The sequence below is a fragment of the Streptomyces sp. NPDC007205 genome (assembly GCF_040634095.1).
Taxonomy (GTDB): Bacteria; Actinomycetota; Actinomycetes; order Streptomycetales; family Streptomycetaceae; genus Streptomyces.
On the sequence record NZ_JBEYEW010000009.1, the window covers coordinates 278,186 to 290,189 of the forward strand.

Genomic DNA, 12,004 nt, shown 5'->3' on the forward strand with positions numbered 1-12,004 from the left:
GACACGGGCACGATGAGCATGCCGACGATGCCGCCGAGGTTGAACAGCACCACGAGCCCAGGGCTGAGCCGAGGTTGTAGCCCTCGCCGCGCAGGAGGGCGGGCAGCCAGGCGGCGACGCCGTGGACGAGGAGGAGGCCGCCGAAGGAGGCCAGCCAGTACAGCAGGGTCTGCGGCCACGCGCCGCCACGGAAGAGGCCCAGCCGGGCGCCCCAGCGGTCGGCCGGGGCCTTCGGCACGGCCACGGCTGGAAGCTCGGCCCCGTAGCGTGTGGCGAGAGCGGGGCCCTCAGGCGGTCCGGTACAGCTCACTGAGCAGTTCGAGGACCGCCTGCAGGGCGGGGTGCGGGTCGTCGCGCCACCAGGCGAGCCGTACGGCGACGGGTTCCGCGTCGCGGACCGGCCGGTAGACGACTCCGGGCCGCGGGTACTGGTTCGCGGTCGACTCGGCGGTGACACCGATGCCGCGTCCGGCGGCGATGACGGTCAGCCAGTCGTCGACGTCGTGCGTCTCCTCGACGGCGGGACGGGCGTCCGGCGGCCACAGCTCAGGGGTGGTGGTGCCGGTACGCCGGTCGACGAGGAGGATCCTCCCGGTGAGGTCGGCCAGCCGTACGGACCGGCGCCGGGCCAGCGGATCGTCGGCCGCCATGGCGCACAGCCGCCGCTCCAGGCCCACGATGGCCGTGTCGAACCGACGGTCCGACAGCGGCCGGCGTACCACCGCGAGGTCGCAGGCACCCTCGCCGAGGCCGGCGGACGCCGTGTTGACGCGGACGAGATGCAGATCGACGCCGGGCTGTGCGGCGGTCCAGCGCCGCTGGAAGGCGACGGTGTGGCGGCCGACCGCCGACCAGGCGTAGCCGATCCGCAGCCGGGTGTGCCCCGAGGCGGCCTCCTGGACCAGACCGGCGACGTCCGCCAGCACCCGCCGGGCCTGAGCCACCACCCGCAGCCCGGTGGCGGTCGGGGTCACCTCCCGCGAGGTGCGCCGCAACAGCCGTGCCCCCAGGGCGCGTTCGAGGGAGGCGAGGGTGCGGGAGACGGCGGCCTGGGAGACGCCCAGGGCGATCGCGGCGTCCGTGAAGGTGCCCTCGTCCACGATGGCCACCAGGCAGCGCAGCTGCCGCAGCTCGATCTCATCCATACGCTCAGCGTATAGATCGAGAGGTCCATGCATTTTGCGCAAGGGTGTGGGCGGCGCACCATCCGGCCATGCGACGCGCTCTCGAACGCCCGGCCCCTCCCGTGACCCTGGCCACGACCCCTCCCCTGCCGAAGGCCCGGCGGCTCGCCGGTGTGGCCGCCATGACCGGCAGCGGACTGTCCACCCAGACCGGCGCCGCGGTCGGCGCGCTCGCCTTCCCCGTCCTCGGCCCCCTCGGTGTGGTGGCGGTACGTCAGTACGTCGCCGCGCTCGCGCTGCTCGGCGTGGGCCGGCCCCGGCTGCGGAGCTTCACCTGGCGGCAGTGGTGGCCGGTCCTGCTGCTGGCCGGGGTGTTCGGCATGATGAACCTCAGTCTGTACAGCGCCGTCGACCGGATCGGCCTGGGCCTCGCGGTGACCCTGGAGTTCCTCGGGCCGCTCGCCATCGCGCTGGCCGCGTCGCGGCGCCGGCTGGACGCGGGCTGCGCGATGCTCGCCGCGGCCGGAGTCGTGGTGTTGATGCGCCCGCGCCCCTCCGCCGACTACACCGGCATGGCCCTCGGCCTGGTGGCCGCGTGCTGCTGGGCGTCGTACATCCTGCTCAACCGCCTCGTCGGGCAGCGCATACCCGGGATCCAGGGCGCGGCGGCGGCCTCGACGGTCTCGGCGCTGGCCTTCCTGCCCGCCGGCATCGTCGTCGCGCTGCGTCATCCGCCGACGGCCGGTGCGGTGCTGTGCGCGGTGACGGCCGGCGTCCTCTCCTCCGCCGTGCCGTACCTGGTCGACCTCCTGACACTGCGCCACGTTCCCACGCGGACGTTCGGTCTGTTCATGAGCGTCAACCCGGTCCTGGCCGCCATGGTCGGCCGGGTGGTGCTGGGCCAGAGCCTGGGCGGCCCGGAGTGGGCGGGCATCGGGGCGGTGGTGCTGGCCAACGCGGTGAGCATCGCGACGACGCGAGCCTGACCGTTCGGCCGACGGGGGCGGAGCCGGCGAAGGCAGAATCACGTGCTTGACGCAAGTAAGCGTCATGCCCTTCCCGAAGCTGGGCCTGCCTCCCAGCGACAGCGGACACCGCCGGGTGCTGGCCGTGCCGGCCCCTCTGCGTCAGGCCTGATGCCGTCGGCCGCCCGGGGCCCGTTCAGGGGAACCGGCGGCCGAAGGCGCGTGACGCCGCCGGGAGCGGTCGAGACCTTCAGCCGTGACCGCCGTACCCCTGCCGCTCATCGCGCCGATGCTCGCCACCCCCGGCACCCTGCCGCCCGCGGCTCAGGACCAGCGGTGGGCCTACGAGACCAAGCAGGACGGCCAGCGGGTGATGGTCTATCTGCCCGGCGACGGCAGCGTGCTGCTGCGCGCCCGCTCCGGCGAGGACATCACCGCGGCCTATCCCGAACTGCGCCCGCTGGGCGGCGCGCTGGGCCCGACGCCCGCCGTGCTGGACGGCGAGGTGCTGGCCCTGGACGACCGGGGACGGGCCGACTTCCAGCTGCTGCAGAGCCGGATGGGCCTGGCGCACGCCCCCGCGCGGGCGGCCCGCCGGGCCGCCCAGGTGCCGGTGCACCTGGTGCTGTTCGACGTGCCGTACCTGGAGGAACCCCTGGTGCGGCTGCCGTATGCACGGCGGCGCGCGCGGCTGGCGGAACTCGGGCTGGCCGGCCCGTACTGGTCGACGCCGGGCGCGGTGACCGGGCATGGCGCCGAGGCGCTCGCGGCGACCAGGGAGCACGGCCTGGAGGGCCTGGTGTGCAAGCGGCTGGACTCGGTGTACGAGCCCGGGGTGCGCTCCCGCGCCTGGATCAAGATCCGGAACATGCGCGCCGAGGACGTGATCGTCGGCGGCTGGCTGCCCGGCAAGGGGCGGCTCGCCGGACTGCCCGGCGCGGTGCTGGTCGGGCAGCGCGACGCGGGCGGCCGGCTGCGGTACGTCGGCGGGGTGGGTACGGGCTGGAGCGAGGCGGAGCGGACGGAACTGGCCCGGCTGCTGGACGATGCCGCGAGCAGCCGGTGCCCCTTCGATCCGGTCCCGCGGATCCCGGACGCCCGCTGGGTGCTGCCGCGGCTGGTGGGCGAGGTCAACTACAGCACCCGTACCCGCGCCGGACTGCTGCGCCAGCCCTCCTGGCTGCGGCTGCGCCCCGATCTGCCGCCGGAGGAGTCGGCGGCGGACCTGCCCGAGGGCTTCGGCTGAGCCCGGGCGTCGAGTCGGGCTCGGGCGCGGGGGTCTATCGTGTGCGCATGCCGGTTCCCGAACTGATCCGTATCGTCTCCCGCGACTCCCCCATGGCCCTGGCCCAAGTGGAGCGGGTCCGGACCGAGTTGGCCGTCCTGCACCCAGGCGTGCGCACCGAGGTGGTGCCGGTGAAGACCACCGGCGACAAGTGGCTCGGCGATCTGTCCCAGGTCGAGGGCAAGGGAGCGTTCACCAAGGAGGTGGACGCTGCGCTGCTGGCCGGCGAGGCCGATCTCGCGGTGCACTGCGTCAAGGACGTGCCCGCCGACCGGCCGCTGCCCGCCGGGACGGTGTTCGCCGCGTTCCTGGAGCGGGACGACATCCGGGACGCCCTGGTGCACCCGGGCGGGCTCACCCTGGACGAGCTGCCCGCCGGCACCCGGATCGGCACCTCCTCGGTACGCCGGGTGGCCCAGCTGGCCGCCACCCACCCGCATCTTCAGTGCGTGCCGTTCCGCGGCAACGCCAACCGCCGGCTGGAGAAACTGGCCGCCGGGGACGCGGACGCGCTGCTGCTGGCGGTGTCCGGGCTGGAGCGGATCGGCCGGACGGACGTGATCAGCGAGGTGCTGTCGCCGGAGGCGATGATGCCGCCGATCGGCGCGGGCATCCTCGCCCTGCAGTGCCGGGAGGACGACGCCGGTCTCATCGACGCCGTCAGCGGGCTCGGCGATCCGGACACCCACCGGGAGGCGACGGCCGAGCGGATGTTCCTGCATGTGCTGCAGGGCCACTGCAACAGCCCCATCGCCGGCTACGCGCGCGTGGACCGCAGCGGGGAACTGTCCCTGCGGGCCTGTGTGTTCACCCCGGACGGCAAGACCAGGCTGAACGCCCACGAGTGGGCGGGCCGGCTCGATCCGGCCACGCTCGGCACGTCGGTCGCGGTGGCGCTGCTGCGGCAGGGCGCCCGGGAGATCATCGACGGCATCCCGCACTGACCGTACGGCGGGGCTTTGCCGCCCGTGTCAGGCGGTGCCGGGCTCCGTCTGGTCCCGCAGGAAGGCGCTGACCTGGTGGGCCAGGCTGCCCTGTCCGGCGGCCGTGGGGGCGGTCGCCGGGGTCGCCTCCAGGACGCCGATGCCGCCGGTCCACAGCCGGCGGTCGGCCCAGTCGTCGTCCACCCGAAGCTGCACCTGTACGTCCACGTGGACGAGGTTGGCCTCGGGGGCGGCGGCGTAGAGCACGGCGGTGGCGCGGCGCAGCGGGTAGACGTCGAAACCCTCGATGAACTGGGAGTTGCGCCAGTCGATGAAGGCGCCCTCGCCGTCGGCGCCGACCCGGACGTCGAGCTGGCCGTCCTCCAGGTGGATGCCCAGGGGCCGTGCGCCGCGGTTCTCGACCGTCACCCGGACGCTGAAGTACGTCAGCCCGGCAGCGGCGTCGTCGCGTCCGCGGGGCGGCTCGGCCGCCTCCAGGCGGTGGACGCGGACCCGCAGACCGGCATGCTCGTCGTACTCGTGCCAGTCCCCGACCACGTTCGGCTCGTACACAGTGCCCCTCTCGACCTTCGAGAGCTGCTGTCTATCTGTGCGCCGAGTGCACTGTCAAATGAGCAGAATGCGCTGTGGCCAGGGGGTTCGCCCGCTTTCCTCGGCGATCAAGCGCTGCCCAGGAAGAATCCGTTCGCGGCACCCCCGGAGGGGATACGCGCGCGTGCCGCACATCACGTCCGCGGCAAGATCACCCGACCGTCGGCGCGCCGGGTGCCTTCACGGAGCCGACGACCCCCGCGGGCGCGCCGGGCGCCTCTCTGCCCCGCTGCAAGCAGCCCAGCAGTATCCGGTTTGCACCGGTTTGTTTGATGATGTCCCTGAGCGGGAAAACGAACGTCAGTGCTTCGGACAGGAGGCACGTCCGTGGGAGCCGGCATCGCCGGACGCCCCGGTGTCCCTCCAGGTCCGAGCGCACCTCCCACGGTGTCTGTCCATCCAGCACCTGAGAGAGGTGCGCACGATGCGTGTCACCGGCACCACGACCCCCCACCCTCACGATGACGCCCCCGACACGGCGGAGTCCTTCGAGCGGCTCGCGCAGCTGCCCGACGGCCCCGAGCGGCGGGCGCTGCGTGACGAGCTGGTCCGTCTGTGGCTGCCCATGGCCGAGCGGATCGCCGTGCGGTTCCGCGGCCGTGGGGAGTCTCTTGAGGATCTGTACCAGGTGGCCGCCCTCGGCCTGGTGAAGGCCGTCGACCACTACGACCCGGAGCGCGGTCGCGCCTTCGAGGCGTACGCGGTGCCCACCATCACCGGCGAGATCAAGCGGCACTTCCGCGATCACATGTGGACCCTGCACGTGCCGCGCCGGGTACAGGACCTGCGCAACCGGGTCCGCACCGCCACGAAGGAACTCTCGCAGAGCACCTCCGGCCGCCCGCCCTCCGTGGCGGAGATCGCCGCCTACACGCGGCTCAGCGAGGACGAGGTGCGCACCGGTATGGAGGCGCTGGAGTGCTTCTCCGCGCTGTCCCTGGACGCCGAGGTGGCCGGCACCGACGGCTACGCCCTCGGGGACTCACTCGGCGCCCCCGACCCCGGATACGACCTCGTGATCGACCGGGCCGCCGTCAAGCCGTGTCTGGAGGCACTGCCGGAACGCGAGCGCACCATCCTCTACCTGCGGTTCTTCCGCGGCATGACACAGAGCCGGATCGCCGAGCAGCTCGGCATCTCGCAGATGCACGTCTCGCGGCTGCTCAGCTCCTGCTTCGACCGGATGCGCGACGAGCTGCTCGCCGAGGCCCGCTGAGCCGGCGCCGGGCCCCCGGAAACATGGGCCCCCGAGACCCCCGCCGGGACTCACTCCTCCGCGGATCCGGGCACCTGCGTGGGCCCGTACCGGTCCAGGGCGTCCTCCAGCGCGGCGCGGACCTCGGGCGGGATGTCGCCGCGGCGGCCCCAGATGAGGATCAGCTCCGCGATGTTGCGCAGCTTGATGTTGGTGTGCTGGGAGACCTCCTTCAGGATCTCCCAGCCCTCGTCCGGGGTCACCCGGCCCAGGGCCACCGTCATCCCGATGGCCTGGTCGACGACCGCATGGGATACGACGGCCTCCTTCAACTGGTCGACCTGCGCCCGCAGCTCGGCGATCTGTTCCGGCTCGCTCGCTCCCATGCCCCCATCGTCCTCGGTGGCCTGGACGGATGCCACCGGGGGTACTCGACAGGCACGCCACCCCCTTCCGGTTGGACACTGGTCCCAGACCGGTGGCCGCCCGGCCCCGAGAGCAGGACGCGACTGCCATGAACCACGACGCCCCCGTCAGTAGTGGACCGCGAAGGCGCGATGTCGTCTCCACGCACTCCGTCTTCGGTGCCCCTTGCTGGGTGAGCCTGACCAGCCGTGACCTCGGGGCCACCCAGGACTTCTACTCCGCCGTCCTCGGCTGGCGCTGGCGCGGCGCCAAGCTCGGCGAGCACTTCCGTATCGCGCTCGCGGACGGGGTGCCGGTGGCGGGGATCGCCGCGGTCGCCGCCATGTGGCAGATGGCGGTGGCCTGGACGCCGTACTTCGCCGTGCCGGACGCCGACGTCGCGGTGGCCCGGGCCCGTGAGCGCGGCGGTACGACGGCGGTCGGGCCGCTGTCCTTCCCGCCGGGCCGGGCCGCGCTGCTCGCCGACCGGGACGGGGCCACGTTCGGCATCTGGCAGGGGGAACTGGTCTCCAACTGGGAGGCGTGGCGGCGGGCGGCCCCCACCTTCGTACGGCTGCACACCCGCAACGCGTTCGACTCCGCGATCTTCTACGGCGAGATCCTCGACTGGGCGTCGGGGCTGCCGGGCTGCTGCGAGGTGGAGTACGACGGCGGCGAGGTGGTGCTGCGCAGCCAGGGCGACGTCGTGGCGCGGATCGACTCGGGCGCGGTGGAGGCGGCGCCGGACCCCTCCGTACGGCCGCACTGGCAGATCCACTTCGCCGTCGCGGACGTGCCGGGGTGTGCTCGGGCGGCGGAGAAGCACGGCGGCAGTGTGCTGAGCGAGGACGAGACCGAGGCGATCCTGCGCGATGCCGACGGGGCCCAGTTCACGGTGACGTCCCGCCGGGCGCGCTGAAGGGGGCAGCTAGCTCGCCACCCGCGACGGTCTCGACAGGAGAATCAGGCTGCGGGCCTCCAGGCGAAGCCTCGTGCCTGCCTTCCGTTCGCGTTCGTCGGGGATGCCGTCGGGGTCGGCGGTATCGATCAGAGTCGTCCAGCGGTCCCCGAAGGAGTTGTCGGGCAGGCGGAAGTCGACCGGCTCCCAGTAGCCGTTGATCAGCAGCAGGAAGGAGTCGTCGACCATGCGGCGCCCGTAGGGATCGCGTTCGGCGATGGCGTCTCCGTTGAGGAACACGCCCATCGAGTGCGCGTCGCCGCGCTGCCAGTCCCGCTCGGTCATCTCACGGGCGTCGGGCCTGAGCCACATCAGGTCGGGCAGCGGCTGCTCGGCGTTGGTCACGGTCTCGCCGCGGAAGAAGCGGCGGCGGCGCAGGACGGGGTGTGCGGCGCGCAGGGCGATCAGGTGCCGGGTGAAGTCGGTGAGGCTCTCCTGACTTTCCGTCAGCTCCCAGTCCACCCAGGAGATGTCGTTGTCCTGGCAGTAGGCGTTGTTGTTGCCCTGCTGGGTACGGCCGAGTTCGTCGCCGTGGCAGAGCATCGGGATGCCCTGGGAGAGCAGCAGCGTGGCGAGGAGGTTGCGCTGCTGGCGGGCGCGCAGATCGAGGACGGCGGGATCGCGGGTCTCACCCTCCACACCGCAGTTCCAGGAGCGGTTGTGGCTCTCGCCGTCCCGGTTGTCCTCTCCGTTGGCCTCGTTGTGCTTGTCGTTGTACGACACGAGGTCGCGCAGCGTGAAACCGTCGTGCGCGGTGACGAAGTTGACGCTCGCGCGCGGCCGGCGCCTGCTGTGCTGGTACAGGTCCGAGGAGCCGGTCAGCCGGGAGGCGAACTCGCCGAGCGAGCCGGGCTCGCCCCGCCAGAAGTCCCGTACGGCGTCCCGGTACTTGCCGTTCCACTCCGACCACAGCGGCGGGAAGTTGCCCACCTGGTAGCCGCCCTCGCCCACGTCCCAGGGTTCGGCGATGAGCTTGACGCGGCTGATCACCGGGTCCTGCTGGATCAGGTCGAAGAACGCCGAGAGCCGGTCCACCTCGTGGAACTGCCGGGCCAGCGTGGCCGCGAGGTCGAAGCGGAAGCCGTCGACATGCATCTCGGTGACCCAGTACCGCAGCGAGTCCATGATCAGCTGCAGCACGTGGGGGTGCCGCATCAGCAGGCTGTTGCCGGTGCCGGTGGTGTCGTAGTAGTGCGCCCAGTCGCCGTCGACCAGGCGGTAGTAGGAGGCGTTGTCGATGCCCCGGAAGGACAGCGTGGGGCCCATCTCGTTGCCCTCGGCGGTGTGGTTGTAGACCACGTCGAGGATGACTTCGAGGCCGGCCGCGTGCAGCGCCTTCACCATGGCCTTGAACTCGTTGACCTGCTGGCCGCGGGTGCCGAAGGCGGCGTAGGCGTTGTGCGGGGCGAAGAAACCGATGGTGTTGTAGCCCCAGTAGTTGGACAGGCCCCGGTCCTGGAGCACACCGTCCTGCACGAACTGGTGCACCGGCATCAGCTCCACCGCGGTCACGCCGAGCGCGGTCAGGTGCTCGATCACGGCGGGGTGCGCGAGGCCGGCGTAGGTGCCGCGCAGCCGCTCGGGGACGTCGGGGTGGGTGCGGGTCAGACCGCGTACGTGGGCTTCGTAGATCACCGAGTCCGAGTACGGTGTCCGGGGCGGGCGGTCGTCTCCCCAGTCGAAGTACGGATCGGTGACCACGCCCAGCATGGAGTGCCCGGCGCTGTCGGCCGGGGCCGGGCCGTCCGGGGCGCGCTCGTACAGCGAGGCGTGGTTGTCGATCTGGCCGTCGACGGCCCGGGCGTACGGGTCCAGCAGCAGCTTCTTCGGATTGCACCGGTGGCCGAGCGAGGGCTGCCAGGGGCCGTGCACCCGGTAGCCGTAGCGCCGGCCGGGCGCGATGCCGGGCAGATAGGCGTGCCAGACGAAGCCGTCGACCTCGTGCAGCCGGACGGGCGTCTCCCTGCCCGCGTCGTCCACGAGGATCAGCTCGACCCGCTCGGCCACCTCGCTGAACAGGGCGAAGTTGGTGCCCTGTCCGTCGAACGCGGCACCCAACGGGTAGGGCTGCCCGCTCCACACGGGCAGCCCTTTCCTTCTCCTGCGGGCGGTCACCGGCTGCCCTCCAGGGCGGCGACACGGGCGGGCGCCGGCGCGGCCAGCACCACGACGGGCTCCGCACGCGGCACTTGGAGACCCGTCCGCAGCGTGGGCGCGGGGGCGGTCGGCACCAGCCGGACACGCTGGCCGGCCCGGGCGCGCTGCGAGAACCAGATGATCTTGGTGCCGTTTGCGGAGGCGCAGCAGCCCCAGCCGTCGCTCATGGCGGCGATGTCGGCGAGACAGGCCCGCAGGTCCTGGTCGGGGCGCAGATCCGGGTCGTCGTCACCGAAGGCGGTGATGAGGTGCTGGCCGTTCCACCACATCTCGACCGACGTGTGCTTGTCGGTGGCGTGCTGGTCGATCGCCCGCAGCAGCAGTTCGGCGCCGCTGCAGACGGGGACCGTGAGGTTCTCCAGGTCCCAGTAGCGGAGGTGGGCGGCCAGGATGCGGCTGACCTGTCCCACCCGTTCCGGGCTGACTTCCACGTCGAGGTGGTAGTAGCAGGGCACTGCGGTCTTCATCGTCGCTTGCTCCTCACCGGCGAAGCTCTCGCTCCCCTCGCCCGTCCGGGAGGGATCCCGGATGTCACGTCCGGGACGCAACCCGGACACACAGCGTGAGCGCTGATAGCTTCTGAGTCACCTCTACGGTGAGGGCACTACGCCATTCGTGCAACATGAGCACCCGACACCGCGCGTGGTTGAAGGTCCAACAAGACGCTGCGTCGTCGTGCGTGCACCATAAGTGAAAGCCTCGATCGCCGTAACGGTGCCGTGCCCTTCCCGCGTGCGGACACCACCCGACCGTCGGGAACGCGCCCAGTCGAGAGCGTGGAGGGTGAAGAGGGCAATGCTGCTACCCGCCAAGGCCGAAGTGGCCCGGGCGTTGCGGCGTTACCGGGCGTGGGAGCGCGTGATGCTCGCCTCGCCCCACGACCGCACGGTCCGGGCCACCTTCGAGGACTCGGGCTACACACTGTGCGTCCTGATGGGCAAGCGCTGCGCCCGCGAGGCCGCGGACGCCGCCGAGCGCTATCTGCGCACGAACCTGGTCACCTACCTGCGCGAGCAGGACGGACGGCCGCGGCCACGCCGATCGGCCAGAAGAGCGCCGCCACCGGAGCGGCGTTCCACGGCGCCAAGCCCCTGACCTGGCACCGTACAAGGCGTTCCCCACGGGACCGACGTCGGTCGGTCCCGTCTCGGATCGCGAAGCCGGGCCGGGTGCCCGGCTTCGCGCACGGCGGAGGTGAGATTACATGCGCAGGACCCCGGCCATCGGCCGTGTACCGGTACGCGACGTCCGGCCGGCCGTGGAGTGCGGCAGGCGCCCGGCGAAAGCGGTGGCCGGGGAAACGTTCCAGGTGACGGCCACCGTGTTCCGCGAAGGGCACGATGCCGTGGGCGCCAATGTGGTCCTGCGCGATCCGAAGGGCCGCCGTGGCCCGTGGACGCCGATGCACGAACTGTCCCCCGGCAGTGACCTCTGGGGCGCGGAGATCACCCCGGACACGACGGGCCGCTGGACCTTCCGGGTGGAGGCCTGGAGTCATCCGCTGGCAACCTGGCGGCACACCGCCTCGGTGAAGGTACCGGCCGGGATCGACATCGGGCTGGTGCTGGAGGAGGGCGCCGAGCTGTACGAGCGGGCGGCCGCCGGAGTGCCGAAGGGCCCGGAGAGAAACGTTGTCCTCGCCGCCGCCCAGGCCCTCGGCGACGACTCCCTGTCCGTGCACGAACGCCTGAAGGCGGCTCTGTCCCCGGAGGTGGACGCGCTGCTGGCCCGCTGGCCGCTGCGGGAGCTGGTCACCGCCTCGGAGTCGCTGCCGCTGCTGGTGGAGCGCGAACGCGCCCTGTACGGCTCCTGGTACGAGTTCTTCCCGCGCTCGGAGGGCACCGCCGAGCAGCCGCACGGTACGTTCCGTACGGCGGCGCGCCGGCTGAAGCCGATCGCGGACATGGGCTTCGACGTCGTCTACCTGCCGCCCGTCCATCCCATCGGCACGACGTTCCGCAAGGGGCCCAACAACACCCTCACCGCCGGGCCGGACGATGTGGGTGTGCCGTGGGCGATCGGCTCGCCCGAGGGCGGCCACGACGCCGTCCACCCCGCCCTCGGCACCCTCGATGACTTCGACCACTTCGTCGCGACAGCCCGCGAACTGGGGCTGGAGGTGGCGCTCGACTTCGCGTTGCAGTGTTCCCCGGACCATCCGTGGGTGCAGAAGCACCCCGAGTGGTTCCATCACCGCCCCGACGGGAGCATCGCCCACGCGGAGAATCCGCCGAAGAAGTACCAGGACATCTATCCGGTTGCCTTCGACGCGGACATGGACGGCCTGGTCGCCGAGACGGTACGGGTGCTGCGGCACTGGATGAGCCACGGGGTGCGGATCTTCCGTGTGGACAACCCGCACACCAAGCCGGTGGTGTTC

The 12,004-nt window shown here is 72.1% G+C and carries 12 protein-coding genes; 7 read left to right on the forward strand and 5 right to left on the reverse strand.

The window, feature by feature from the left end:
- Positions 1–287 precede the first annotated feature (287 nt).
- Positions 288–1,145, reverse strand: coding sequence for a LysR family transcriptional regulator (locus ABZ624_RS18420; RefSeq protein WP_360089352.1), 858 nt, complete (start codon positions 1,143–1,145; stop codon positions 288–290).
- 161 nt (positions 1,146–1,306) lie between these two features.
- Between ABZ624_RS18420 and ABZ624_RS18425 the strand changes: the two genes are divergently transcribed.
- From ABZ624_RS18425 to hemC, 3 genes are all read left to right on the forward strand, one after another.
- Positions 1,307–2,110 carry an EamA family transporter gene (locus tag ABZ624_RS18425; RefSeq protein ID WP_360089409.1) on the forward strand — a complete coding sequence of 268 codons (804 nt, stop codon included), beginning with the start codon at positions 1,307–1,309 and terminating at the stop codon, positions 2,108–2,110.
- Positions 2,111–2,378: 268 nt separating this feature from the next.
- The gene (locus ABZ624_RS18430; protein WP_360089412.1) at positions 2,379–3,335 is read left to right on the forward strand and encodes an ATP-dependent DNA ligase; all 957 of its coding nucleotides are present in this window, start codon (positions 2,379–2,381) and stop codon (positions 3,333–3,335) included.
- A 41-nt stretch (positions 3,336–3,376) separates the two neighbouring features.
- Positions 3,377–4,318 (forward strand): hydroxymethylbilane synthase, encoded by a 942-nt coding sequence (hemC, locus tag ABZ624_RS18435; RefSeq protein ID WP_360089355.1) that lies wholly within the window; start codon positions 3,377–3,379, stop codon positions 4,316–4,318.
- Between the two features lie 27 nt (positions 4,319–4,345).
- Here the strand turns inward: hemC and ABZ624_RS18440 are convergent, their stop codons facing one another.
- Positions 4,346–4,870 carry a hypothetical protein gene (locus ABZ624_RS18440; RefSeq protein WP_360089358.1) on the reverse strand — a complete coding sequence of 175 codons (525 nt, stop codon included), beginning with the start codon at positions 4,868–4,870 and terminating at the stop codon, positions 4,346–4,348.
- 463 nt (positions 4,871–5,333) lie between these two features.
- Here ABZ624_RS18440 and ABZ624_RS18445 point away from each other — a divergent pair, with 463 nt between their 5' ends.
- On the forward strand, positions 5,334–6,125 hold the full coding sequence (locus ABZ624_RS18445) for an RNA polymerase sigma factor SigF (RefSeq protein WP_360089361.1): 792 nt from the start codon (positions 5,334–5,336) through the stop codon (positions 6,123–6,125).
- A 50-nt stretch (positions 6,126–6,175) separates the two neighbouring features.
- Here ABZ624_RS18445 and ABZ624_RS18450 read toward each other — a convergent pair whose 3' ends face one another.
- Positions 6,176–6,490, reverse strand: coding sequence for an ANTAR domain-containing protein (locus tag ABZ624_RS18450; protein WP_360089415.1), 315 nt, complete (start codon positions 6,488–6,490; stop codon positions 6,176–6,178).
- Positions 6,491–6,618: 128 nt separating this feature from the next.
- On the opposite strand from ABZ624_RS18450, the gene ABZ624_RS18455 reads away from it, so the two are divergent.
- Positions 6,619–7,428, forward strand: a complete 810-nt coding sequence (locus tag ABZ624_RS18455) for a VOC family protein (protein ID WP_360089364.1) — start codon at positions 6,619–6,621, stop codon at positions 7,426–7,428.
- 9 nt (positions 7,429–7,437) lie between these two features.
- Here ABZ624_RS18455 and glgX read toward each other — a convergent pair whose 3' ends face one another.
- Both glgX and ABZ624_RS18465 read right to left on the reverse strand, forming a co-directional pair.
- Positions 7,438–9,582: a glycogen debranching protein GlgX gene (glgX, locus tag ABZ624_RS18460; RefSeq protein WP_360089367.1), complete on the reverse strand. Its 2,145-nt coding sequence runs from the start codon at positions 9,580–9,582 to the stop codon at positions 7,438–7,440.
- Positions 9,579–10,091, reverse strand: coding sequence for a pep a2 (locus ABZ624_RS18465; protein WP_360089370.1), 513 nt, complete (start codon positions 10,089–10,091; stop codon positions 9,579–9,581). The genes glgX and ABZ624_RS18465 overlap by 4 nt, the downstream gene beginning before the upstream one ends.
- Positions 10,092–10,419: 328 nt before the next feature.
- Here ABZ624_RS18465 and ABZ624_RS18470 point away from each other — a divergent pair, with 328 nt between their 5' ends.
- Together ABZ624_RS18470 and ABZ624_RS18475 are read left to right on the forward strand one after the other, a co-directional pair.
- Complete coding sequence (locus ABZ624_RS18470) at positions 10,420–10,719, forward strand: DUF5133 domain-containing protein (protein WP_228622012.1); 300 nt, start codon at positions 10,420–10,422, stop codon at positions 10,717–10,719.
- A 109-nt stretch (positions 10,720–10,828) separates the two neighbouring features.
- A partial coding sequence (locus tag ABZ624_RS18475) for a maltotransferase domain-containing protein (protein WP_360089373.1) occupies positions 10,829–12,004 on the forward strand: 1,176 nt, incomplete at its 3' end.